The organism is Adhaeribacter terrigena (genome assembly GCF_016623615.1).
Taxonomy (GTDB): Bacteria; Bacteroidota; Bacteroidia; order Cytophagales; family Hymenobacteraceae; genus Adhaeribacter_A; species Adhaeribacter_A terrigena.
In genome coordinates, this window is the sequence record NZ_JAEHFX010000008.1 from 163,571 (window position 1) to 188,086 (window position 24,516).

At 47.6% G+C, this 24,516-nt stretch carries 21 protein-coding genes; 13 read left to right on the forward strand and 8 right to left on the reverse strand.

Going from position 1 to position 24,516, the window contains the following annotated elements; all coding sequences use genetic code 11:
- Positions 1–98: 98 nt before the first annotated feature.
- Entirely contained in the window at positions 99–479 is a 381-nt protein-coding gene (locus tag I5M27_RS15080; RefSeq protein WP_200507158.1) for a hypothetical protein, read from the reverse strand.
- 155 nt (positions 480–634) lie between these two features.
- Between I5M27_RS15080 and I5M27_RS15085 the strand changes: the two genes are divergently transcribed.
- The 4 genes from I5M27_RS15085 to ytxJ all read left to right on the forward strand — a co-directional run bounded on the left by I5M27_RS15085 (position 635) and on the right by ytxJ (position 3,812).
- Positions 635–2,611, forward strand: a complete 1,977-nt coding sequence (locus tag I5M27_RS15085) for an alpha-ketoacid dehydrogenase subunit alpha/beta (RefSeq protein ID WP_200507159.1) — start codon at positions 635–637, stop codon at positions 2,609–2,611.
- Positions 2,612–2,714: 103 nt separating this feature from the next.
- On the forward strand, positions 2,715–3,116 hold the full coding sequence (locus I5M27_RS15090) for a hypothetical protein (RefSeq protein ID WP_200507160.1): 402 nt from the start codon (positions 2,715–2,717) through the stop codon (positions 3,114–3,116).
- 24 nt (positions 3,117–3,140) lie between these two features.
- Positions 3,141–3,449 (forward strand): SPFH domain-containing protein, encoded by a 309-nt coding sequence (locus I5M27_RS15095; RefSeq protein ID WP_200507161.1) that lies wholly within the window; start codon positions 3,141–3,143, stop codon positions 3,447–3,449.
- 18 nt (positions 3,450–3,467) lie between these two features.
- The gene (ytxJ, locus tag I5M27_RS15100; protein ID WP_317193606.1) at positions 3,468–3,812 is read left to right on the forward strand and encodes a bacillithiol system redox-active protein YtxJ; all 345 of its coding nucleotides are present in this window, start codon (positions 3,468–3,470) and stop codon (positions 3,810–3,812) included.
- 119 nt (positions 3,813–3,931) lie between these two features.
- On the opposite strand, the gene I5M27_RS15105 is transcribed toward ytxJ, so the two are convergent.
- Positions 3,932–4,339, reverse strand: a complete 408-nt coding sequence (locus tag I5M27_RS15105) for an OsmC family protein (protein ID WP_200507162.1) — start codon at positions 4,337–4,339, stop codon at positions 3,932–3,934.
- 69 nt (positions 4,340–4,408) lie between these two features.
- Here I5M27_RS15105 and I5M27_RS15110 point away from each other — a divergent pair, with 69 nt between their 5' ends.
- Together I5M27_RS15110 and lipA are read left to right on the forward strand one after the other, a co-directional pair.
- Positions 4,409–5,158, forward strand: a complete 750-nt coding sequence (locus I5M27_RS15110) for a hypothetical protein (protein ID WP_317193607.1) — start codon at positions 4,409–4,411, stop codon at positions 5,156–5,158.
- A gap of 52 nt (positions 5,159–5,210) precedes the next feature.
- Positions 5,211–6,104: a lipoyl synthase gene (gene lipA, locus I5M27_RS15115; RefSeq protein ID WP_200507163.1), complete on the forward strand. Its 894-nt coding sequence runs from the start codon at positions 5,211–5,213 to the stop codon at positions 6,102–6,104.
- Positions 6,105–6,210: 106 nt separating this feature from the next.
- On the opposite strand, the gene I5M27_RS15120 is transcribed toward lipA, so the two are convergent.
- A complete protein-coding gene (locus tag I5M27_RS15120; protein WP_200507164.1) occupies positions 6,211–6,795 on the reverse strand; it encodes a DUF4136 domain-containing protein in 585 nt (194 codons plus the stop codon).
- A gap of 272 nt (positions 6,796–7,067) precedes the next feature.
- On the opposite strand from I5M27_RS15120, the gene I5M27_RS15125 reads away from it, so the two are divergent.
- Positions 7,068–8,363, forward strand: a complete 1,296-nt coding sequence (locus tag I5M27_RS15125) for a lectin-like domain-containing protein (RefSeq protein WP_200507165.1) — start codon at positions 7,068–7,070, stop codon at positions 8,361–8,363.
- Between the two features lie 787 nt (positions 8,364–9,150).
- On the opposite strand, the gene gcvP is transcribed toward I5M27_RS15125, so the two are convergent.
- The gene (gene gcvP, locus I5M27_RS15130; protein ID WP_200507166.1) at positions 9,151–12,072 is read right to left on the reverse strand and encodes an aminomethyl-transferring glycine dehydrogenase; all 2,922 of its coding nucleotides are present in this window, start codon (positions 12,070–12,072) and stop codon (positions 9,151–9,153) included.
- A 944-nt stretch (positions 12,073–13,016) separates the two neighbouring features.
- Here gcvP and I5M27_RS15135 point away from each other — a divergent pair.
- Both I5M27_RS15135 and I5M27_RS15140 read left to right on the forward strand, forming a co-directional pair.
- Entirely contained in the window at positions 13,017–14,231 is a 1,215-nt protein-coding gene (locus I5M27_RS15135; protein ID WP_200507167.1) for an NAD(P)-dependent oxidoreductase, read from the forward strand.
- A gap of 224 nt (positions 14,232–14,455) precedes the next feature.
- The gene (locus I5M27_RS15140; protein ID WP_200507168.1) at positions 14,456–15,109 is read left to right on the forward strand and encodes a hypothetical protein; all 654 of its coding nucleotides are present in this window, start codon (positions 14,456–14,458) and stop codon (positions 15,107–15,109) included.
- 38 nt (positions 15,110–15,147) lie between these two features.
- Here I5M27_RS15140 and I5M27_RS15145 read toward each other — a convergent pair whose 3' ends face one another.
- Positions 15,148–17,082, reverse strand: coding sequence for a gliding motility-associated C-terminal domain-containing protein (locus I5M27_RS15145; RefSeq protein ID WP_200507169.1), 1,935 nt, complete (start codon positions 17,080–17,082; stop codon positions 15,148–15,150).
- 302 nt (positions 17,083–17,384) lie between these two features.
- On the opposite strand from I5M27_RS15145, the gene I5M27_RS15150 reads away from it, so the two are divergent.
- On the forward strand, positions 17,385–17,822 hold the full coding sequence (locus I5M27_RS15150) for a DUF4345 domain-containing protein (protein ID WP_200507170.1): 438 nt from the start codon (positions 17,385–17,387) through the stop codon (positions 17,820–17,822).
- Between the two features lie 53 nt (positions 17,823–17,875).
- On the opposite strand, the gene I5M27_RS15155 is transcribed toward I5M27_RS15150, so the two are convergent.
- From I5M27_RS15155 to I5M27_RS15165, 3 genes are all read right to left on the reverse strand, one after another.
- Positions 17,876–18,220 (reverse strand): chaperone modulator CbpM, encoded by a 345-nt coding sequence (locus I5M27_RS15155; RefSeq protein ID WP_200507171.1) that lies wholly within the window; start codon positions 18,218–18,220, stop codon positions 17,876–17,878.
- Positions 18,221–18,344: 124 nt separating this feature from the next.
- Complete coding sequence (locus I5M27_RS15160; RefSeq protein ID WP_200507172.1) at positions 18,345–19,274, reverse strand: DnaJ C-terminal domain-containing protein; 930 nt, start codon at positions 19,272–19,274, stop codon at positions 18,345–18,347.
- Positions 19,275–19,513: 239 nt separating this feature from the next.
- Positions 19,514–19,906 (reverse strand): DUF6960 family protein, encoded by a 393-nt coding sequence (locus I5M27_RS15165; RefSeq protein WP_200507173.1) that lies wholly within the window; start codon positions 19,904–19,906, stop codon positions 19,514–19,516.
- Positions 19,907–20,225: 319 nt separating this feature from the next.
- Here I5M27_RS15165 and I5M27_RS15170 point away from each other — a divergent pair, with 319 nt between their 5' ends.
- The 3 genes from I5M27_RS15170 (at position 20,226) to I5M27_RS15180 (ending at position 24,330) form a co-directional block, all read left to right on the forward strand.
- On the forward strand, positions 20,226–20,423 hold the full coding sequence (locus I5M27_RS15170) for a hypothetical protein (protein WP_200507174.1): 198 nt from the start codon (positions 20,226–20,228) through the stop codon (positions 20,421–20,423).
- A 145-nt stretch (positions 20,424–20,568) separates the two neighbouring features.
- Positions 20,569–21,207: a PRC-barrel domain-containing protein gene (locus tag I5M27_RS15175; RefSeq protein WP_200507175.1), complete on the forward strand. Its 639-nt coding sequence runs from the start codon at positions 20,569–20,571 to the stop codon at positions 21,205–21,207.
- A gap of 369 nt (positions 21,208–21,576) precedes the next feature.
- Positions 21,577–24,330, forward strand: a complete 2,754-nt coding sequence (locus I5M27_RS15180) for a 2-oxoglutarate dehydrogenase E1 component (RefSeq protein ID WP_200507176.1) — start codon at positions 21,577–21,579, stop codon at positions 24,328–24,330.
- Positions 24,331–24,516 lie beyond the last annotated feature (186 nt).

Genomic DNA, 24,516 nt, shown 5'->3' on the forward strand with positions numbered 1-24,516 from the left:
ACTTTTTCGCCCGAAAAACCTACCGTTTTACGACAGTTTGTGCCGAAGTTCAGTTTTTTTAGGGAAATAATTATGGAAACAGGGGAAATTATTCGGAATTACTGAAAGTCTCTGTAGCGATTAATATGATGAGGGAAATTCAATTCAAAAATCTCATTTGGAATTCCTTCAATGGTAATCTCAAATCCATCAGAATCCATTCCAGAAATTGAGCAAGAAAGGCCTTTGATTTCAACACTATTCTTATCAGTTACTTTAAGGTTTGGAATATTTCTGGTTGAAATTAATTTATCATCCGGGTATTCTTCGAATACAATATTATTCATCAAGCAATATTCTTTGAAAAAGGCATAGCCTGATTTTACATCTGTAAATTTAATTTCACCAAATACGACACCCATCGAAACATCTGTTTTTTCAAACGCAGTAGCCCCAATAGACTTTTCATTAAGCAAAATTGTAAAGTATTCGTTGAGCAATTTTAAGTTCTTGTAAAGTTGTACTATGGTAAATTTAACAAATTTTTATCCAGATACCAGATACCTATTACCAGCTACCAAAAAATAAACCCTTATTTCTTTTTGCCTGCATAAAATCCGGTTAATTTTGCCGCGCATTCAATTGCTTAACCACTATGAATTTCAACCGCAAAGAATATTCCGACGACGAACTGATCCGCTTGTACCGTGGCATTTTAAAGCCGCGCATGATCGAAGAAAAAATGCTGATCCTGCTGCGCCAGGGCAAAGTAAGCAAATGGTTTTCCGGCATTGGCCAGGAAGCAATTTCGGTAGGCTCAACGCTCGCGCTGGAAGAAGACGAATATATTTTACCGATGCACCGCAATTTAGGGGTGTTCACCTGCCGCGACATGGACTTAGGGCAGCTGTTTGCGCAGTTCCAGGGCAAGACAACCGGTTTCACCAAAGGTCGCGATCGTTCTTTCCACTTCGGTTCGAATGAGCACCACATTGTGGGCATGATCTCGCATTTGGGGCCGCAATTGGCGGTGGCCGGCGGCATCGCCCTGGCGGATCTGTTGGAAAACCGGGAGAAAGTTACGCTGGTTTATTCCGGCGACGGCGGTGCTTCCGAAGGCGATTTCCATGAGGCGCTGAATGTAGCGGCGGTTTGGAACTTGCCGGTAATTTTCATGATCGAGAATAACGGTTACGGACTATCTACCCCAAGCAACGAACAATTCAAATTCAACTATTTCATCGATAAAGGCCCGGCTTACGGCATGGATGCGCTGCAGATAGACGGCAACAACGTGCTGGAGGTGTACGATACCATCCGCCAGGCGGCTTATAGCATGCGCAAAAATCCGCGCCCAATGCTGATCGAAGCAATGACGTTCCGGATGCGCGGTCATGAAGAAGCTTCCGGTACCAAATACGTGCCGCAGGAATTGTTCGAGAAATGGGCGAAGAAAGATCCGGTTGAGAATTTCGAAAAATACCTGCTCGACGAAAAAGTGCTGACGCCAAAATCGATGGCGGCTATTCGCGAAGAATTCAAAGCCGAGATCGAAAAAGGCCTGGATACCGCTTTCAACACGCCAATGCCAACGCCAAGCGTAGAGGAAGAAGTAGCCGATATGTATCTGCCGTTCGAGCAGAAAGTAATCAAGCCTGCTTCCGATAAAACTACCGAAAAACGCTTTGTAGATGCCATTTCTGACGGATTACGCCAGAGCATGGAGAAGTTTCCGGAGCTGACTTTAATGGGTCAGGACATTGCGGAATACGGCGGCGTTTTCAAAATTACGGAAGGCTTTGTAGAGAAATTCGGCAAGGAACGCGTGCGTAATACCCCGCTTTGCGAATCGGCCATTATTGGTATCGGTTTGGGCATGTCCATCAAAAAGAAAAAAACGATGGTGGAAATGCAGTTCGCCGATTTTGTGACCTGCGGTTTCAACCAGATCGTAAATAATCTTGCAAAATCGCATTATCGTTGGGGACAAAATGCCGACGTGGTAGTACGGATGCCTACGGGTGCCGGCGCAGCCGCTGGTCCGTTCCATTCGCAAAGCAACGAAGCCTGGTTCTTCCACACACCGGGACTGAAGATCGTTTATCCAAGCAACCCAGTTGATGCAAAAGGTTTGCTGGCGGCGGCTATCGAAGATCCGAACCCGGTAATGTACTTTGAGCACAAAATGCTGTACCGTTCTATTTCAGCCAACGTGCCGGACGACTATTATACTACCGAAATTGGCAAAGCTGCACTGGCTGCTGAAGGCGATGATCTTTCAATTATTACCTATGGCATGGGCGTGCATTGGGCCAAGCAACTTCTGGAAAAACAGGGCTTGAGCGCCGATATTTTAGACCTGAGAACCTTGCTGCCTTGGGATAAAGATGCGGTTAGAAAAACGGTAGAAAAAACCGGGCGCGTAATTGTGTTGCACGAAGATACTTTAACGGGGGGCATCGGGGCAGAAATTGCGGCCTGGATCTCGGAGAACTGTTTTGAGCGTTTGGATGCGCCGGTACTGCGCGTAGGTGGCCTGGATACGGCTATTCCGTTCTCGCCGCCGCTGGAGCAACAATTCCTGCCAACCAGGCGTTTTGAAGATGCCGTAGCGAAAATGCTTGCTTATTAAGCCGGCGTTTCGTAAATTACACAATATGTTGATAATGCTGCAGATTTCCCGGAAAAACGGTAGGCTTTTCGCCCGTAAAAGTGCTTTATTGCTTTTATTGGCCATGCTTACCGTTTTTGCGGGCGCCTGCAGTAAGAAAATGCCTTGCCCAACACCAGTAAAAGCGGAAAAGCAGGCTAAAAACAAAAAGAAGAAAGCACCTAAAAAACAAAATGCGGCAAGTGAGGGCGACGGCACCGAGACAGCAGACGCCTCCGCGGCCCTGTCCGATGACGATGCCACCGCCGATGAAAGCGGCGAGCCTGCGAAACCAAAAATAACCGGCTCCAAAAACAAGTATTCGAAGAACGGTCTGTTGCAGAAGAAAAAGTATAAAAGGCTGCGCAGCAACCCGGCCCGTAAACGAAGCCGCCACAATAGCGGTATATTGAGTATCTTCTCGGGAAAGAAGAAATCGGCCAGTAAGCCGAAGCAGCGAACGAATGTTGAACCCGCAGATTATTAAGGTATGAAAAAAGCTACTTTGAGGATGAACCGGCTGATAAAAGCTGGTTTTATGGGAGTGTTGATCGTAACAACTTTGCAGTTACCTGCGTACGCGCAAATCTCTTTCGACGATGAAACGGGAAAGAAAGCTGACAGCCGCCGCGTCCGCCGCGAAGCCGCAAAATACAAGGCCGAAGACGTAAAAGAATCGCACCTGGATATGAGCAAGTATTCGTATAAGCGGGGCGAACCGGGAAACCGGCCGGTGGCGGAAGAATTACAGTACGACGAAATTTACTACGGCCCGAACCCCGTAAAAAAAGAGCGGAAGTTGTTTAAAAAGAAGCGTTAATTTATTTCAGATCAGATTATGATGCAGTGGGAAAAGCTTAATGAAGTGGGACAGATAGAGGCGCTGGCCGAAGAATCGAAACAGCAGCCGGTGGTAATATTTAAGCACAGCACCAGTTGCTCCATCAGCGCTACGGCTAAAACCCGCCTGGAACGCCAGTGGGCTGAAAACGGATTCGGGAACGTGAAAACCTATTACCTGGATCTGCTGGCGCATCGCCCGGTTTCAAACGAAATTGCCGATTTTTTCCAGGTCCGCCACGAGTCGCCGCAGTTGCTCCTTATTCAGGACGGCATGTGTACGTACCATGGTTCGCACCTGGGCATTAAGTTAGACGAAGTAAAAAAACGGGTTTCCGCCTAATAGAAAATAACGCCGCCGGCGAAATGAGAACGGTAGGTATTTCAGCTTAAAAGTCTCGCATGAGTTTTTAAGCTGAAATACCTACCGTTTTTGCATAAGGCAATTCCTAAAGCAGACGTTTAATAGATAAATTTAACCGTTTGCTTAATTTCCGGGTGCAGACTCAAGGCTACCGGGCAGGTTTTGGCGGCATTTTCCAGCAGTGCTTTTTCTTTATCGGAGTACGTGGCGCCGGCCGGCAAATGAAAGTCGATCACGATTTCGCCAATGCGGCGCGGCTCCGGAACCATAATTTTGGTGATCTCCATTTTGGTGCCTTCCAGCGTAATATTATTGCGTTCGGCCACAATGCCCATAATCGTCATCATGCAGCTACCCAACGAGGCGCAGGTAAGATCCGAAGGCGAAAAAGCTTCGCCGCGGCCGTTATTATCTAAGGGCGCATCGGTAATAATCTGGTTGCCTGAAGCGTTATGAGTAGCCTGGGTACGTAAATTGCCGGTATAAACAGAAGTGATTGTGCTCATGGAATGTGAATAACTAATTTTGGTATTGGACGTAAATTTATTACTTTTAAAGCACTTATTTTCCCGTCTGTGTATAAATCTTTAGCGATCGGTTTACTGCTCTTTTTAGGCCTGGCCACCAGCGTTTCTGCGCAGGGAGGGGAGCAAAGCCGTGAATTTACCTGGGGCATAAACTGGAACACCAACGGCGGCATAATTGGCGGCGCTTCTATCCGGATGCTGCGGCCCGTGCCCGATAAGGAAAAGTGGCAGCAGTTCTGGAGCCTGGAAATTGTAGAAGTAAAACACCCGAAAGAAAACCGTTTACTGGGGCTGGATGGCGATGTTTTTGTGCTGGGGAAAACCAATTACCTGTTCGTGGCCCGGCCTGAATACGGGCGGGAATATTCGCTTTTCCGCAAAGCGCCGGAATCCGGCGTGCAGGTGAACGGGGTAATTGGCGTAGGTCCTTCGCTGGGTTTAATGGTTCCTTACTACATCAGTTACGATTATACCGAATACAGCAAAGGCGTGCAGGTTGGCCCTACCGATATCCGCGTGGAACGTTACGATCCGATGGGTCAGCACCGCGAATTTGAAAATATAAGAGGCAGCGCCGGCTTCCTGACCGGAGCCAACGAAACCGATGTAAACCTGGGTGCACATCTTCGCACCGCCCTCAGTTTTGAATTTGGCCGGTACCAGGAAAATATTGCAGGCGTAGAAACCGGTTTCCTCTTCGAAGCCTTCAATAAAAAGCTCGTTATGCTGCCCGCAGCCGAAAATTACAAGGTATTTACCACCGTATACCTTACCGTTTACTGGGGTCGCCGCAAATAAATCTGGCGCTCAGCTTTTTGTCATTCCCCCGCAAGCTTCGTACCTTTGCCTTATGGATGAATTTGTAAGGTTGCCGGTTATACAACCGGTAGTAGAACAGCCCAAAAACCGCAAGCCCGACTGGCTGCGCGTAAAGCTGCCCGTAGGGAAGGAATACGCCAACGTCCGCAAAATAGTAGACGAAAATAAACTGCATACCATCTGCGAAAGCGGAAACTGTCCGAACATGGGCGAATGCTGGGGCGCCGGCACGGCCACGTTCATGATATTAGGCAACGTTTGCACGCGCAGCTGCTCGTTCTGCGCCGTAGCCACCGGCCGGCCAAATGAATATGATACCGACGAACCCCGCCGCGTAGCCGAAGCCATCAAAACCATGGGCGTAAAACACGCCGTGATCACTTCGGTAAACCGCGATGAACTGAAAGACCGTGGCGCGGCTATCTGGCACGAAACCGTAGTGCTTATCAAACAACTTTCGCCGCAAACTACCATTGAAACCTTAATTCCGGACGTGAAAGCGAACTGGGAAGCCCTGGAAGTAATGATCTCGGCCGGCCAGGAAGTAGTTTCGCACAACATGGAAACCGTAGGCAGTTTGTACCGCATGGTGCGTCCGCAGGCTAAATACGACCGCAGCCTGGAGCAGATCAGAAGAACCAAGGAATACGGCCAACGCACCAAAACCGGCATTATGCTGGGCCTGGGCGAAAAGAAAGAAGAGGTTTATCAGGCCATGGACGATCTGGCAGCCAACGGACTGGATATTTTAACGCTGGGTCAGTATTTGCAGCCAACCAAACGCCATATCGAAGTTGCCGAATTCATCCATCCGGATCTGTTTGCGCATTACCGGGAAGAAGGTTTGCGCCGCGGCCTGAAATACGTAGAATCGGGCCCGCTGGTACGTTCTTCCTACCACGCCGAACGCCACGTGCACGTATAAAAAACGCTATGCTTTTAAGCTGAAAAAGTCCTTCCTGAGCTTTCCGGAAGGACTTTTTTTTTCTGCAAATCGGGAAATGCTATGCTTTTTACTTTAAAAACTGCTTTTATTTGTCGGAGCCCGGCGGGTATTTTTCCAGGATCTTGGTTACGATCTTGTTTACCTCGGCTTCCGAAACATTGGTGCTGCCCACTTCCATTTGTCCCCAGCCGCGCCACACCAGTTCATTGTCTTTGGCATCTATCAGGTCAATAATAATGGTGCCATCCTGGTACTGATCGATGTACATGGGTTGTGCAAAGCGCGAATAGCCATAATTATACCGGTAGCCATACCACCAGCCGTATCCGCCATACCAGCCGGGAGGGTAAGAATAGTCCGGGCGAACCTCCTGTTTGGTAACTACTTTCACATCGTAAGCAACCAGAACATCGGGGTTGGCAGTCGTCATCCGGAAACCTTTGCGGGCCAGATTGGCTTCTACGGCCGCTCTAATGCGTTTATCTAAAAAAGTATTGTAAGACCGGGTAGAATCACGCCGGGCCGAGGGGTTTTCCTGGAACCATCTGAAAGTGGTGAATTGGTTAAAATTGGCGGCCCGGTCGTAATCGGTGCTTACATCTACCGGCACGGAAGCGCAGCCGCTCAGGAATAAGCCCAGCACCAGGGTCAGGAGGTAAATTTTGCTCATAGTTTTCAGGTTTAGAAGCGTTTAAGCCGGGTTATTGTTAACCGGGAAAAATTAAAGTTTATACGGCTGCTATTTTATTTTGTGGTGTGTTATGGTGTTTTGTCGGGAAAGTGATATGGTTTATCGGGTAGCCTGGAAAATATAACCGACAAAAAGCCGGTTTCGTCGAGCTATAGCCGGCGTTTAACGAATACTTTCCGGGAGGCGGGAGGGAGGCAGTAATTTTGGAGCATCAAACAAGAAAATAACGCGCACTGCCAACTGCTTATCAAATGAAAAAAATATTTACCACCGCCTTAATTTTGCTTTTCGCTTTAACTGCCCGGGTTTCCAAAGCCCAGTTTACTGCTAACGGCGACGCAATCGAAATTTCAACAACAAAGCGTCCGCACTCTTTTCAGCTTACAGCCGATCTGACAACCCAGCAAGGTGCAGTATGGAGCAATACCCCGATCGATCTTCGGAATAACTCTTTTACCTTAACGTTTTCGGCTAATTTTGGCAGCAAAGATGCTACAGGTGCCGAAGGAATGGCGTTGGTTTTTCAGAACGATGCCCGCGGCGCGGCAGCTACCGTTGGCGGCCCGAGCCAGTATTTTGGTTTTCAGGGAATTGCCTCGTCGCTGAACATCGAGTTCGATACCAATGTTTCCCGGGGAAATTCCGGTAAAAACGCTCCGGACGCGATCGGGTTGTCTAAAAACACAGCTACTGCAACCGCTACCAAATTACAGAACGCAGTTCAGGCCAGTACTGTTAATGCCAATATCGAAAACGGCGCCGACCACAAGGTAGAAGTTTCCTGGGATGCACTTGCCCAGACCCTGTACGTTTATTTCAATGGAAGCTTGCGCCAAACCTACACCAATGATGTGGTAAATAACATTTTCGGCGGAAACGGCAGTGTTTACTGGGGTTTTACATCCAGCACCGAAAGCCTTTCTAACCAGCACCGGGTATATGATTTAAATATTTCCCTGACCGACCTTAATAATAAAGTGATCACGCCGCTGCCGGTTTCTCTGGTAAAATTTGCAGCTGCCAAAACCGACAAAGGCAATAAATTAACCTGGGCTACGGCTTCTGAAAAGAACAGTGCTTATTTCCTGGTTGAACGCAGCGCCGATGCTAAAAACTGGAATGCTTTAACCAAAATCGCATCGCAAGGCAACAGCAGCAATATAGTTAACTACGAATTTACTGACGCTTCCTCTGCCGCCGGCCTGCTTTACTACCGCCTGAAAATGGTGGACCTGGATGGAACGTCTGAATTCTCGAAGGTAATTACCATACAGTCTGAAAACCAACTGGCTGCTTCAGTAAGCGTTTTCCCGAACCCGGTACAACAAGCAGAAAACCTGCATCTTACTTTCGAAACCAAAGCAAAAGCAAACGTTACCATTCAGTTACTCGACATGATGGGCACCGTGGTAAAAAGCGAAAACCAGACCGCGGAAACCGGCCGGAATACTTACAGCCTGAATATGGCCTCTGTGAAGCCGGGAATGTATCTGGTGCAGGTTGCCAGCGGCAGCACAAAAGAAACTAAGCGGGTAGTGGTTCGCTAACCCGCAAAAAAGAAAAAGCAGTAGTATTAATTTTGTTTGATAAAGTGAAAAAAGGCCCGGAGCGTTGCTTCGGGTTTTTTTACGTTAAAGCTATAGCGTTTTGGATCACAGATTTAAGGGAGTTGGGATTTCGCAGAGTTTTTATGGCTGAAAGTATAGCGTTTATTTTGTCATCCCGACGATAGGAGGGATCTATTTAAGCTAATAAGTTAGTTTGCAATTTGAGTTTTTGAGCCTGAAAGGATACCGTTTTCATAGCTTACTTTCGATCTTAACTAATAACTTTTTACTTTCATAGTTTACTTTCACCCTCAAGCCGGGCGGCTTCGTTTCTGCGTTCGCGGCTGCAACCCTTCCTGCCCTTGCGGGCTGCCTGTGGCACCGGAAGTCTTGGAGGCCGCTCGCACAGAAACTGGTATCAGTTCCCTTCGTAGTGAACTTCTTTTTAGTTTAGTTTCCCGGTAACGTGATCTTCAGGATACGCTGCGCTGGCGATATGCGTAAAAAAGTCCTCGACTGTTTTTAGGGGAGGATTTAGGTGGGGCAGTTCTGTAAATTCTGATTCAGACAAATTATAAAAATCAAATAAACCATAGTTCAGACAAAATCCTTGAATCTTGAAAATCCTGTTTCAGACAAAAAAGGGGAGGGTTAAAAGCTGTATTTCAAAGAAAAACGCTATGCTTTGGGTTGCAAAAAATCAGGCCTATAAATAAAAAAGCCGCCCCGAAATTCTTCAGAGCGGCCTTTTCAATCTTTAAGCAGTTATGCCATCTAACAATTTAGCTTATTCAATGCCCGTAGCGTGCTGCGCAACTTCCGGGTTGTTGTAGGCTTCTAATGGCGTACAAGAACAGATCAGGTTACGGTCGCCGTAAGCAGAATCTACGCGGGAAACGGAAGGCCAGAACTTGTTCGTGCGGCTGAATTCGTACGGATAAACCGCTTTCTCACGGCTATACGGACGATCCCAGTTTTCAGCAAGGGCTAACTCAGCCGTATGCGGCGCATGTTTCAGCACATTGTTTTTCTGATCGGCTGCACCATTTTCTACTTCCTCAATTTCCTTGCGGATCGCGATCATCGCATCACAGAAACGGTCCAGTTCTTCTTTGGCTTCCGATTCGGTTGGTTCGATCATGAGCGTGCCTGCTACCGGGAACGAAACGGTGGGCGCGTGGTAACCATAGTCCATCAAACGCTTGGCAATGTCTTCAACCTCAACGCCGAATTTCTTGAACGCACGGCAATCCAGAATCATTTCGTGGGCGCAACGGCCGTTCTTGCCTACATAAAGTACCGGGTAATGCGGCTCTAATTTCGCTTTGATGTAGTTCGCATTCAGGATGGCAACTTTGGTAGCTTCGGTCAAACCTTCGCCACCCATCATGGCAATGTACGCGTACGAAATTGGCAGGATAGAAGCAGAACCCCAAGGCGCCGCCGAAACTGCATGAATTGCTTTTTTACGACCCATATCTACCACGGCATGGCCTGGCAAATAAGGCGCTAAGTCTTTTACTACACCAATCGGGCCAACACCTGGTCCGCCACCACCGTGAGGAATACAGAAGGTTTTGTGCAGGTTCAGGTGGCAAACGTCCGCGCCAATGTTAGCCGGCGACGTTAAACCAACCTGGGCATTCATATTGGCACCGTCCATATACACGCGGCCGCCGTTGTCGTGAATGATCTGGCAAATTTCGATGATGCTTTCTTCGTAAACGCCGTGGGTCGACGGATACGTTACCATTAAGCAGCTCAGTTCGTTTTTGTGTTGTTCCGCTTTCGATTTCAGATCGGCTACGTCGATGTTTCCTTTCTCATCGCATTTCACGATCACCACTTTCATGCCCGCCATAACTGCAGAAGCCGGGTTCGTACCGTGCGCTGAAGATGGGATCAGGGAAATGTTGCGGTGAGTATCTCCGTTGGCTTCGTGGTACGCGCGGATTACCATTAAACCGGCGTATTCGCCTTGCGCGCCTGAATTTGGCTGTAAAGAAACTGCATCGAAACCGGTAGCCGCGCATAACCAGGCTTCCAGGTCAGAGAAGATCTGCTGGTAACCTTTGGTTTGGTCGGCTGGTGCGAATGGGTGCAAGCCGCCAATTTCAGCCCAGGTAACCGGCGTCATTTCGGCAGTGGCGTTCAGTTTCATGGTGCAGCTTCCCAATGGGATCATGCCGTGCGTCAGAGAGAAATCTTTGTTTTCGAGATGCTTCATGTAGCGCAGGATCTGGTGTTCCGAATGGTGCGCATTAAACACATCAGCCGTTAAATACTCAGACTTACGAATTAAAGCTTCCGGCCAGGTAATATTGGTTTCTTCGGCAATGGCTAATTTCGAAACATCGGCTTTTTTACCGGCAACTTTCGCGAATACTTCCACGATCTCTTTTGCTTCTTCCACATCCATGTTCTGGTGCAGGGAAATACCGATCTGGTTTTCGCCGAAATAACGGAAGTTGATCTGGGCAGCTTCCGCTTCTTTACGGATCGCAGTTACCATTTCCGCACTTTCGGCTTTAATGTTCAGCGTATCGAAATAATTTTCGTTCAGCTGCTCAAAACCTAAGCCTTTCAGTTGCTCATCGATCATCTGCGCCATGGCGTGCGTGTTCAGACCAATGTATTTCAGGCGGCGCGGACCGTGATAAGTCGCATACATACCGGAAATTACGGCTAAAAGAACCTGCGCAGTACAGATGTTGGAAGTAGCTTTTTCGCGACGGATGTGCTGCTCGCGGGTTTGCAGCGCCATACGGTACGCTTTTTTACCTTGCGCATCGATAGACTGGCCAATGATACGGCCCGGAATTACGCGTTTGAAAGCTTCTTTCGTAGCAAAATAACCGGCGTGCGGTCCCCCAAAGCCCATTGGTACGCCGAAACGTTGCGTTGTACCAACGGCTACGTCTGCGCCCATTTCGCCCGGCGAAGTAAGCAGGGTTAAGCTTAAAATATCCGCAGCTACGGCTACGTACATATCGTTTTTGTGGGCTTCCGAAATAAAGGAAGTGTAATCAAAAACTTCCCCGTCGGCAGCCGGGTACTGCAGAATAGCACCGAATAACGTTTCGTCGTTCAGGTTGGCTTCGCGGTGATCGCCGATTACCAGTTCAATGCCAATTGGCGTGGCGCGGCTCATCAGTACGTCGATGGTTTGCGGCAGCATCTGGTTGGATACAAAGAAACGCTCAGCATTTTTACGGGCACCTTTGCGGTTGGCGTGCAGCATAGCCATGGCTTCGGCAGCAGCAGTGCCTTCATCTAATAAAGAGGCGTTGGCGATCTCCATGCCGGTCAGGTCCATTACCATGGTCTGGTAATTGATCAAAGCTTCTAAACGGCCTTGCGCAATTTCGGCCTGGTAAGGGGTATAAGCCGTGTACCAGCCCGGGTTTTCCAGAATGTTGCGCTGAATAACCGGGGGAATAATGGTATCGTGGTAGCCTAAACCGATGTACGATTTGAAAACTTTATTTTGCTTGGCGATCGCACTGAATTTCCGCAGGAAATCACGCTCCGTTAAGCCAGCCGGAATGTTGAGCGGGTTTTTCAGGCGAATGGCCGGCGGAATGGTTTCGTCGATCAGGGTGTCTAATGAATCGGTGCCGATGGTTTTCAGCATTTCCTGCATCTGCTGCTTGTCAGGGCCGTTATGGCGCTCTTTGAACACGTCGGCAGGTTTGGTTTTGAATATCATAAAATGAATATTTAAGGAAAAAGCGATTATGATGTAGAAGTCAGTTAATTAGCGTTTAAAAACGGTACTGATTTCCAAGGCAAAAGTACGGGTAATTATTTTTATTTAATAATGGGCTTCCGGAATTTCGGGAAAGTTGATTTTTGTCATTTTTGGAGGAGAAGGTTTGGGGTTCTCAGGAGTTTTTTCAGCCTGAAAGCATAGCATTATTGCGTCATCCCGAGCGTTAGCCAAGCGTACTTATAAGGCCGCGTTTTTGACTTTTTAACCTAAAAAGCATACCGTTTTCATAGTTGCCTTCAAATCTTAATTCATAATTCTCAATTCTTGATTAAACTTTCTCCCTCAAGCCGGGCGGCTTCGTTTAGCTACGCTGAATCTCCGATTTCTGCGTTCGCGGCTGCACCCTTTCTTTGCTTACGCAATTTTGCTGCGCAAAAGTCGGAAAGGGCGGAGGCCGCTCTCACAGGAAATGTTGTCAGTTTCACTGCGTAGCTGGCTTTTTATCAGATAAACTGTTTCAGGAAACGTTGCGCTGACGATATCGTGAAAACAACCACCCCAACCCCTCCTGACCAGGAGGGGAACTGCTACACTGCTACCTTTGGGTTTTTCTGCTCCTGGAAAATGCTATGCTTTCAGACTCAAAAAGTCGATTTACAGCACCAACCCCAAACCCTCCTTAGCAAGGAGGGTTTGGGGTTGGTTGAAACTCCGGCGTGAAATCCATAAATCCTTTCATCTGACGAATCCAAATTCAGACAATCCTGTAAATCAATCTAATCCCAAAAATCGTGTTCAGACAAATCTTCATTGGCGTCTGCTTTAGTTCACGGATTACAGCTGCGAAGAAAAACTCCCGCCCCTGTTTTTAAGAGAGGGCTGGGGTGGGGTGAAATTTTTCTTAAATTTACCCCGAACTTCCAATCAATTCGTACCTTAAAATGACAAAACATAAAATCGGTATCGTTAAAGAAGGCAAAATCCCAGTTGATAAACGCGTGCCGCTTACCCCTAAAAAATGTGCAGAAACCCTGCAAGCTTATCCGGAGGTAGAAATTGCGGTGCAGCCCAGTTCGATCCGTTGTTTTAAGGACGAAGAATTTACCCAATTGGGTGTAAAACTGCAGGAAGATCTTTCCGATTGCGACATCATTATGGGTGTAAAGGAAGTTCCGGTAGATCAGTTAATTCCGAATAAAACCTACCTGTTCTTTTCGCATACCATTAAAAAACAGCCTTATAACCGGAAGCTGTTGCAGGCCATTCTGCAGAAAAATATCTGCCTGGTAGATTACGAAACGCTCACCGATAAAAACGGCAACCGCATTGTGGCTTTCGGGTATTGGGCGGGCATTGTGGGCGCTTATAACGGCATTCTGACCTACGGCAAAAAATGGAGCTTATTCGATCTGAAGCCTGCTTACCAGTGCCTGGATATGGAAGACATGCAGGAAGAATTTTTTAAAGTGAAAGCGCTTCCGCCGATCAAAATTGCGGTAACCGGCGGCGGAAGAGTGGCGCACGGTGCCATGGAAGTGCTCGATATGATGGGCATAAAAAAAGTGAGCGTATTTAACTTTCTTTACAACGATTTCAACGAACCGGTTTACGCCCAGCTGCATTCTTCCGATTATAATGCCCGCATAGATGGCAAAGTCTGGGACAGCCCCGATTTTTACACGCACCCGGAAGAATACAAAAGCACTTTCGAAAAATTTACCAAGGTAACCGATCTGCTGATTGCCTGCGCCTACTGGAACCCGAAAGCCCCGAAGCTCTTCACCGAAGAAGATATGAAGGAACCGGATTTCCGGATCAACACCATTGCCGACGTAACCTGCGACATTGATGGCTCCATTCCTACCACCAAACGCTCCAGCACCATCGAGGAACCGGCTTTTGATTACAACCCCTGGACCACGCACCTCGAGCCGCCTTACAACAAGCAAGGGAATATTACCGTGATGGCCGTAGATAACCTGCCCTGCGAACTTCCCCGCAACGCTTCCCGCGATTTCGGCCGCCAGTTAATTGATAACGTTTTCCCGTATTTGCTGGACGAAGACGATGGCACCATTGCGCGGGCCACGATTACCAAAAACGGCAAGCTGACCGAGAAATATGCGTACCTGCAGGATTATGTGGATGGGGAGTAACCTGATAAAACCGCTAGCCTTTTAGCAAGCTTCCTATCGCAAATTTAAGCGCAGTAGCGACTTGTGACTTTTTAATGGCAAAACCATATCGTTTTTATAGCTGGTCTTGAAAGTTGCTTTGCAGTCAAGGTTAGTTGCAAACTGCGCAAATTGAAACCCACAATTTGCACAGCGCTAAACTTGCGGGATGAGAGTTTTAAAATAGAAGTCAGGTTATTTTTATTATGAAGAAGAAAATTCTGGTAAGCTTTATTTTAGTTTTCGGAATATTGGGCGGCATCTATTATTTAGTAAAATTCACTGACTTTTTGCAAGATAGAAAACTAGTTTCAGCAAAACATAAAGAAGCAATCAGGCCTCTTTCTGAAATAGAAATATTAGGTAAAGAGTTTTGTAAATGTATGGTAAACAATGGTTCGCCAGCGCATTATGAATATGCTTGGAAGGTTTGCGAAGGAGAACTGATTCAAAAATATGAGATTGCGAAATTGATGTTTGTAGATTTTCGTACGCCTCATTTAAGGAGCAGATTGCCACGGAAAGAATTTTATAAAGTTTTACAAAGCACTGAACTCTTTGAAGCTTATCTTAATAAAAAATGCAAAGTACAAACTGTGGGGCGCGACGAAAAAACGCTCAATAGTTGTAATTGTGAGCCCGGATTAGATCCAGATGATTACTTGTTTAAAATTTGTAAGTATATTAAAAAGTATAAAATAAGTGTCTTTCCGGCAAGTCCTTGTGGTTACCAAATTACCAATATTAAAGAGGTGGACCACCTTGTATATGTATATCTGGATTGTTGTTATTTAGGGGAAGTTGCCACTTTCGATAAAGAAACAGGAGAGATTATTAATTTTTCATTAGGAGCTAAATAAACTGACTTTTTCCCCTCAAAACCCTATCGTTTTCCACCTCAACCACCCACCAATTCCACCCAGCCTTTTTTCATTTTTTGTTCGTTCCGGAAGTTGGCGTATTCCAGTAAATAGAAATAAACCCCGTCGGCAGTTTTTTGGCCGTTTACCCTACCGTTCCAGCCTTTATTAATTTCGGAAGTTTCGTAAAGAAGCTGGCCCCAGCGGTTGTAGATTTTCAGTTTTCCGGAACCAACGCCGCACATTTCCATGGGCGCAAAGGTTTCGTTACGGCCGTCGTTATTGGGCGTGAAAATGTTGGGCAGCAGCAGTTTTTCGTGATCGCCAATTTTCCCGCTGAAACGTTTGGTGCAGGTTTGGTAAGTTACATCTACGTGGTAGATTCCGGGTTTAGTGGCGCGGTAAATGGCGTTGGTGGAGCCGTCGTGCCAGCGGTAAACGGCTCCCGGCAAGGTGGCGTTTATCAGCACTTCGGAGTTCTGGCAAAGCGCCGTGTCATGGGTTAAGGTTGGTTGCGGAAACGCGATTTGGGTAACCATTACGGTATCGGAAACGGTTTGTGCGCCGCAGTTGGTGGTAGCCCGCAGCCAGTATTTTCCGGATTGGTTTACCGCAATGGTAGCCGTGGTGTCGCCGGTGCTCCACAAATAAGAATCGAGCACCAAACCCGACCGGTCGCGTAAAGCCAGCGGCGAATTGGCGCATAAAATACTGTCAGCATGAATGTTGATTCTGGCTGGCGCAAAACTGCTGCAATGCGTGGAAGTTATGGCCGGAATATTCTTTACCGGAAACGATTTGTTCACCACGCTAAACGTGTGCGAACTTACACTGGAGCTCGGCGAAAAAGGCGGGTTTACCGGTTCGGTGGTGATGTTGATGGCAAAAGTGGTGTCGCAGCCGGTGTGAAAAAGAGGGTCGGTTTTGGCAAAGAATAGTTTGGAGCCCGCCGCGTTGGCAATGGTGAGGCCGGTTAAAAGGGTATGGTTTTCGTCGGAAAAACCCACGTGGTAACCTTGGAGAATAACCCCGGCTTTACCGTTATCGAGCGTACTTTGCCTTACAATGTTCAGGTCTTTGTCGAACTCGATGATGGTAGCGTAACTAAAGCCGAAGGTATTGGTTTTATTGAAAACGGCCGCGAAATTTCCGTTGCTTTTTTTGTACAGCTGCGGCGGATTGCCGGTAAATTCCGTAACCTTCCGGCCGCCTAGTTGCAGTTGCCCCGTTTTGCTGATCTTGTAAAACGTTACTGTGTTCAGAGCGCTGTTAAGCCCGGTGAAAATATAGCCGTCGCTTACTTCCACGGGTGCCAAATAACTAGTAGTATTCCCGAAACCGCTGGCCCACTCCAGGTTGCCGGTTTGGTCGATTTTAAACAGCGTGCTGCCAATGCGCGCCAGAATTCCGCCGTCGGAAGTTACAATGGCCCCGCCCCAGATCGGTCCGAAACTGTAGAACTTGGTCCAGAGAAAATTGCCGTTCGCATCAAGTTTGGTTATGGTGTTGAAAAAGCCCTGCTGGTTTAGGGGCGAAGCATTGGCCAGCACCACAAAATTGCCGTTGCTGTCTTCGCTGATGGTGTATGGGTACTGAATATAATCCGGGTCTTCCAACGATCTGCTCCAGATTATGGCGCCGTTCGCATCTAATAACGTAACCACCGAATGGTAAAGATTGGCGCTTGGAATGCGGTTGAGGAGCGCAAAACCGCCGTTTCGGGTTTTAATAGCGCTGCCGGCATAAAAACCGATCGGAATTTTATATTGCTTCGCCCAATCCGGATTGCCGCAGCTGTTGAATTTGTAAAGTTTCAGGCTGTCTAAGGAAAAGACCGCAATTCCCTGGTCGTTGGTCTGAAAAATCCGCGTGTTCCTGCCAAAATGCATCCCGTCAATCGTTTTCACGAAAGCGCTCTGGCTCATCGAAACCAGCGGAAAAAGCAACAGGAAAACAAGCAGCAGTTTTTTCATAGAAGGCAATAGCGTTTTAAAGCCGGTAAGTAAAAGACGCAAACTTTAATTTGACTGTGGCAAAGAAAAGCGATTTCGTGCAGATAATTTACCGATCTCCAGTAACATGGCAGGTTTTAAGAGAATATTGTCCCGACTTTTTAAGTGCTAAACCCTATCGTTTTTCCCAGCATATTTCAGGCTGAAAATTTTGCCGAAACGTTATTGCCGGAAATTCTGAAGGTGAAGAAATCTTGATTTTCGTCAATGTTTACAACTGCCGTTTGCAGGAAATTTGCGATGTACTTTAAAACAGACAAACTATGAAAAAGCAAAAAACAATGCTGCTGGCCGCCAAAGGATTTATCCTGCTTTCGGCTTTGAGTTTATTATCGGTAAGTGTCATGGCGTTCTTCAGTCCGCAGGCGGTTATGGATCTGGTGCAGGTAAAATTAGAAAACACCGATGCTTACAGTTCTATTCGCGGCGTTTACGGCGGGGTAGGGATGACGCTGGTAATTTCATTGATCTATCTCATGCTGAAAGAACCGCGCAAAGGCCTGGCGTTTTTAATGCTGCTCTGGGGTTTTTACGCTTTCTCGCGGACCATTACTATTTTCGCGGAAGGCAGTTTAGGCGCTTTCGGAACGCAATGGCTGGTAATTGAAGCTGCCTTTTTCCTGATCGCCGGTACTTTGTTCATGCTAACTGGCAAAAACGAAGCCTCTAAAACCGATTTGCAAGTAAAGCTCAGCGTTTAAATGAACTGCTATTTTAATACAAAAGCATAGCTATTAGGCTGTGCTTTTGTATTTTACACTTCCCCTTCCAGATCGTTCACATTATCTCCCAATCCAAACAACTTCAGATCCTGCTCTTTTTCCATTTGCTGCAGGCGGTAGCGGATCGTTTCCAGTTCGGAGTTCAGGTTCAGAAGTTGGTCGCGCATGTTGAGAATAATTTCCAGGCCTTCTTTGTTTATGCCCAGTTCGGAATGTAGCCGGAGCAGGCGTTCCAGTTTCTCGATTTCTTCGGCGGGCAGCACGGCTTTTTGTTCCTGTTCCTGCAAATGCACCAGCCCGAAATCGGCAAATTCCCGGATGAGCGTAACCTGAACGCCGTGGTGCGAACAAAATTCCTCTATGGCGATGTAGTTCATGGTCCCTTTAATTAGAAATTAGAAATTCAAAATTAGAAATAGGCGGCGGGCATTGTCAGATGGCAAAACGCTATGCTTTTACAGGAAAAAAGTCAACTAACAGTTAACAATTAACAATCAGCAATCAAGCTCGTAGTTCAGCCAGTTGCCGGAAGAGCTCTTTTTCTTTATCGGTGAGTTTTTCGGGCAAATGCAGTACCGTTTTTATGTAGAGGTCGCCGTGCTGGCCGGGGTGGTTATACACCGGAAACCCCTTGCCTTTTAAGCGCAGCATTTTGCCGTTCTGGGTTTCGGGCTGAATTTTAATTCTGATCTTGCCGCCGAGCGTATCCACTACTTCTTCGCCGCCCAAAGCTGCTTTATACACGCTAACCGGGGCATCCACATAAAGATCGTTGCCTTTGCGGGTGTACTTCGGGTCTGGGGCAATGCGGAAGGTAATGTACAGATCGCCGTTTTCGGCACCGTTCATGCCCGGGCCGCCCTGGCCTTTCAGCCGGATGGTTTGCCCGTCGGCCACGCCTGGCTTGATGTTGATGCGCAGGTTTCTGCCGTTCACGGTCAGGGTTTTACTGCCGCCGCGGTACGCTTCCTCCAAAGGCATCTGCAATTCGGCGGTGAAATCCTGGCCTTTAAAAGCCATGGAGCTCCGGCGGCCGCCGCGAGCTTGTCCGCCACCCATACCGCCAAAGATCGAGCTGAAGAAGTCGGAGAAATCGGTGCCTCCAAAATCACCTTCGAAATGCGTGTAACGGCCGCCGCCTGGTCCGCCCGCGCCTGCGTACTGGCTCCAGTCGAAACCTCCCGGACCGCCGCCGGCTTGTTCGTAACGCTTCCAGTCGGCGCCCAGCTGGTCGTATTTCTTGCGTTTTTCCTCGTCGCTTAAAACCTCGTAGGCTTCCGAAACGGCTTTGAATTTTTCCTCCGCTTCCTTGTTATTCGGGTTTACATCCGGGTGGTATTTGCGCGCCAGCTTCTTATACGATTTCCTGATCTCGTCTTTCGTAGCGGTTTTAGAAACTTCCAGAATCTTGTAATAGTCTTTGTACTCCACAGGTCAGAAATTTTAAGACGTTCGGTATGGGGTTTTATACGAGGTTTAAGCGAATTGTTACCCCGGTCATCGCTTCTGTAATTCAGCGGGCGGAGTTAATCGGGAATGCGAAGAAAAACGATATGTTTTCAAGCTTAAAAAGTCGTGAAAATAATATAGTTTTAAACTAAAAAAGTCAGGCATAAATACCTGACTTTTTTGGTTGTCTTAAATCTTATGTCCTGATACTTGTATCTAATCTAAACTTTCTCCAGGTCTTCTTCGCCGAAAATGCCGGGTAGCTTCCGTTTTCGCATTACTAAAGCGTAATAAGCTTTGCCTTCGCGTTCGTTCCAGAGTACATCGTTTATTTCGGCGGGGTATTTCGGGAATTCGGGTTGGTTTACTACGCGCACCCAATCGCCGTAGCGGAAAGGCGGGCGGTCTGTTTCCACGAAAAGCTCTGGCCTTACTTTGTACTGCCGGTCCTGGTAGCGCAATAAAAGCCAGCCATTGGCGGTTTCCAGCAGCTCAAACACTTTTCCGGCCGGCTCTATGTCTTCAAAATCACGGCGGTTGGCCGGGTGTATATAGGTATAACCGTGCTCCGGAAACCAGTTATAAAGTCCAAAACGAAGGGGCTGACGGCGCATGTTTACAATTTGAAGATTTTGAAATTTGAATATTTTAAAATGATTTTCCGATACTGCTTTCTAAAAATTAAAGTTATCCCTGAAAACCAATTCCATGATAAAGGTATAAACGGATTTTGCCAATCGGAAACAGGAGCCAATTATTTTATCTTCAGAATTTCTTAAACCGGTGCATTTGCAAATCTTTAAATTTTCGAATCTTCAAATCGATAAAAAACCCCTTCGCCTTTCACCCGTAGAAACAGTACTTTTTTAGCCGCAAACCCTACCGTTTTTAAACCCAAAACCGCGGCATAGCTTCTTCATACAACCTAAAACTATGGCTGAGATCAACATTGAACGCAAAAAAAAATCCGGCTGGGGCTGGCTGCTTTTGCTAATTCTGCTGGCTTTAATTGGCTGGGCGGTTTACAAATTCTTCTTCCAGGATACTACCCAATACGAACAGGACAGATCGCTGGAAAAAGCACCCGTAGGCATGCTCCTTACCCACGAAGGACCGATCTACCGCACCTGAACTTTTGCCTGAATTTTCCTTTAGCAGTTTAAAATGAAAGCAGTTTTAGTCAAAAAACGCTAGGGTTTCAGGCTGAAAAACTGCTTAAGAGGCATCAGAAAAAAATCGAATAATACGAATCCCGAACATACGAAAAATCGAAACCATGACCACGCATTATACCGATAATACCAACTTCTCCGGCGACCCGGGCGCAACACTTTCGCCGCTCAAATCCCTGAAAAATTTTAAAGTAGCTAAAGATAACCTCGACGTGCGCGGCTGGGAAGTGTATGGCGCCGACGGCCGCAAACTAGGCGTCGTGGATGACCTGATCGTGGATGAAACGCTGATGAAAGTCCGTTACCTGGATGTGGATATCGACAGCAGCCTGATCCATGATAATCCGGATCATCATTTGCTGGTGCCCATTGGGTCGGCGCGTTTGCAGGAAGACGGCGATAAAGTGTACGTAAACCACCTCGACCAGATGACTTTGCCGCGCTACCCGCTTTACGCCGGCGGCGCGGTGGTGCCGGAATACGAACGCCTGCTGCGCGAAACCATGATCAACCCGAACAGGCAGCCGGCACCGGTAACTGAGCAAAGCAACCTGCCCATTCCCGCCGATTTTTATAAACACGAATATTTCGACGAACGCAAATTCTACGACCGTTCGGCTCCAAATACCAACCCGGTACACCAGGATCTGGATACCATTGAGCGGTTGGTGCAAATGCGCGAGAAAGGCATTTTAACCGAAGAAGAGTTTCAGCATTTAAAGCGCCGCGCCATCAATATTTAAGGTTCCGGGTTTTTTAGTCTTAAACCCTACCGTTTTCTCACTTCAAAATATTTTCGGAAGTTTTTCTGAATTGCTTTTTAAGAGGTCGTTTGAACCCGGAAGTTTACAAAAGGTGCCAGGTATTTGTGCCTGGCACCTTTTTATTTTTATATTCAAACCGATTCCGGCCCGGCTTGTTCTATGTTCCTGAAACCGGATCGCCGCGCGTTTAGGCTTAACTCCGCAGAATTATATTTTTGAGTTGAAATTAGAACCAGCTATGTTTTTAATATGTTGAAATACAGGTTTATTCGTGAATGCGAATATGTATTTTAAACTAATATAGGTAATTAGTATCTTTGCCTGTAATCACTACTTATTCAATCCAGCATGGACCAATATTCATATATCGCCAATGCGCACGGAGCCTACATCGATGAGCTGTATAAAGCGTATCAGCAGGACCCGGAAGCCGTAGATTTCGGCTGGCGTAAATTCTTTGAAGGTTTCGAGTTTTCGCAAACTTATCCGGCCGAGAACGGTCAGGAAGCGGGTGTAGCAGCTAAGCCAGCGGCAGCGGCCGGCGCGCCGGGCATTTCCGACAAAGAAATTAAAGTTTTCCAGCTTATTCAGGCGTACCGTTCACGCGGCCATCTGCGCGCTAAAACCAACCCGGTTCGCGAGCGGAAAGACCGTCAGGCCATGCTCGAGCTGTCAGATTTCGGCCTTACAGATGCAGACTTAAATACCACTTTTCAGGCAGGTAATTTAATTGGCATCGGGGCGGCAACGCTAAAAGATATTGTTTCTTCGTTGCAGAAGATCTACGAACGCACTATCGGTTTCGAATATATGTATATCCGCGACCCGAAAGTGCTAAACTGGATCCAGGAAAAAATTGAAAAAGACTCCTTAAAATTTAACCCGGGCATCGAATACAAAAAACGCATTCTTTCCAAGCTGAACGAAGCCGTTGTATTCGAAAATTTCCTGCACACTAAATTCTTAGGCCAGAAACGCTTCTCTCTGGAAGGTGGCGAAACCACCATTCCGGCTTTGGATGCGATCATTCAGAAAGGTGCCGAACTGGGCGTTCAGGAAGTGGTAATCGGGATGGCGCACCGCGGTCGTTTGAACGTGCTGGCCAACACCATGGGCAAAACCTACGAGCAGATCTTCTCCGAATTTGAAGGCACCGCCGTTCCGGATCTGACCATGGGCGATGGCGACGTGAAGTACCATATGGGCTTTTCGAGCGAAGTTGAAACCACTTCCGGCAATAAAGTTAATCTGAAACTGGCTCCGAACCCATCGCACTTAGAGGCGGTGAACCCGGTGGTGGAAGGTTTCGTTCGCGCGAAACTGGATACCATGTACGGCAAAGATTACAACAAGATCCTGCCGATCCTGATCCACGGCGATGCTGCGGTTGCCGGCCAGGGAATTGGCTACGAAGTAACGCAGATGAGCCAGCTGGAAGGTTACAAAACCGGCGGTACGCTGCACTTTGTGATCAACAACCAGGTTGGTTTCACCACCGATTTCGAAGATGCCCGCTCGTCTATTTATTCAACCGATTTAGCCAAAATCATCGACGCGCCGGTGCTGCACGTAAACGGCGACGATCCGGAAGCGGTGGTTTTTGCCGTGCGTTTGGCCACCGAATACCGCCAGATGTTCCACGCCGATATTTTCGTGGACATGGTGTGCTACCGCCGCCACGGCCACAACGAAGCCGATGAGCCGAAGTTCACGCAACCGGCCCTATACAACCTGATTTCCCGCCACAAGAACCCGCGCGAAGTTTACAACGAGATCCTGATCAATCGCGGCGAGATCGATGCGAAACTAGCCCAGGAAATGGACAAGGAGTTCCGCGATATGCTTCAGGCTCGCCTGGATATGGTAAAGCAAAAACCGCTGCCGTACAACTACCAGAGCATGGAAAAAGAGTGGCAGGAACTGCGCCGCTCCAAACCCGAAGACTTCGAGAAATCGCCGGAAACGGGCGTTTCGCAGGAAGTGATCGATCAGGTTGGTAAAGCCTTAACGGTAGTTCCGGAAGGTTATAAACCGCTGAAGCAGATCGAGAAACTCTTGAAAGAGCGCCAGGATATGTTCTTCGGCAGCAAAACCCTGAACTGGGCAGCTGCGGAATTATTAGCCTACGGTTCTATTCTGCTGGAAAATAAAATTGTTCGCTTAAGCGGCCAGGATGTGCAGCGCGGAACGTTTTCGCACCGCCACGCCGTTTTCCACGATGCCAATTCCAGCGCCCCATATACCAGCCTGAACAACATCGCCGAAAAACAAGCGCAACTTCATATCTACAACTCCCTGCTTTCCGAGTACGGCGTTTTAGGTTTTGAATTCGGTTATGCCATGGCCAACCCGAACGCCCTGGTTATCTGGGAAGCCCAGTTCGGTGATTTCGCCAACGGCGCGCAGGTTATGATCGACCAGTTCATTACTTCTACCGAATCGAAGTGGCAGCGCATGAACGGGGTGGTAATGCTGTTGCCGCACGGCTACGAAGGCCAAGGGCCGGAACACTCCAATGCCCGCCCGGAACGCTTCCTGCAACTTGCTGCCGAATACAATATTTTCGTAACGAACATCACCACGCCGGCTAACTTCTTCCATATGCTGCGTCGCCAGCTGGCCTTGCCTTTCCGCAAGCCATGCGTAAACATGTCGCCGAAATCGTTGCTGCGTCATCCGCTGGTTTCTTCTAAAATTGAAGAGTTTACCAAAGGCAGTTTCCGCGAAGTGATCGGCGATGAATACGCTACTGCAAAATCGGTGAAAACGGTATTGCTTTGCACCGGAAAAGTGTACTTCGATTTATTGGAAGAGCAACAGAAAACCAAGCGCAAAGACGTAGCCATCATCCGCATGGAGCAGCTTCACCCGTTCCCGAAAACGCAACTGGCCGCTGAACTCAGCAAGTATAAAAACGCAAAAGTTTATTGGGTACAGGAAGAACCGCAAAACATGGGCGCCTGGATGTACATCCTCAACGCCATGCGCAGCGAAGTAGTAGATGGAATCTCGCGTAAGGCAAGTTCTTCTCCGGCAACCGGCTACAATAAAGTGCACCAGAAAGAGCAACGCGAAATTGTAGAACGCGCCTTTACGCTTTAATTAGCTGCCTATGGTTTAAGTTTGAGCGTAACGGTAACTTGGACCTTTAAATAAAAGCAAGTTTGTAACTTGCGGAAAACCACAAACACGGAAGTTGCAAACTTCCGGAGAATGAAAATCACAAGTTACCGCTGCGCTCAAACTTGCGACATAAAAAACAGAAAAATACCTTTGGAAAACGCTATG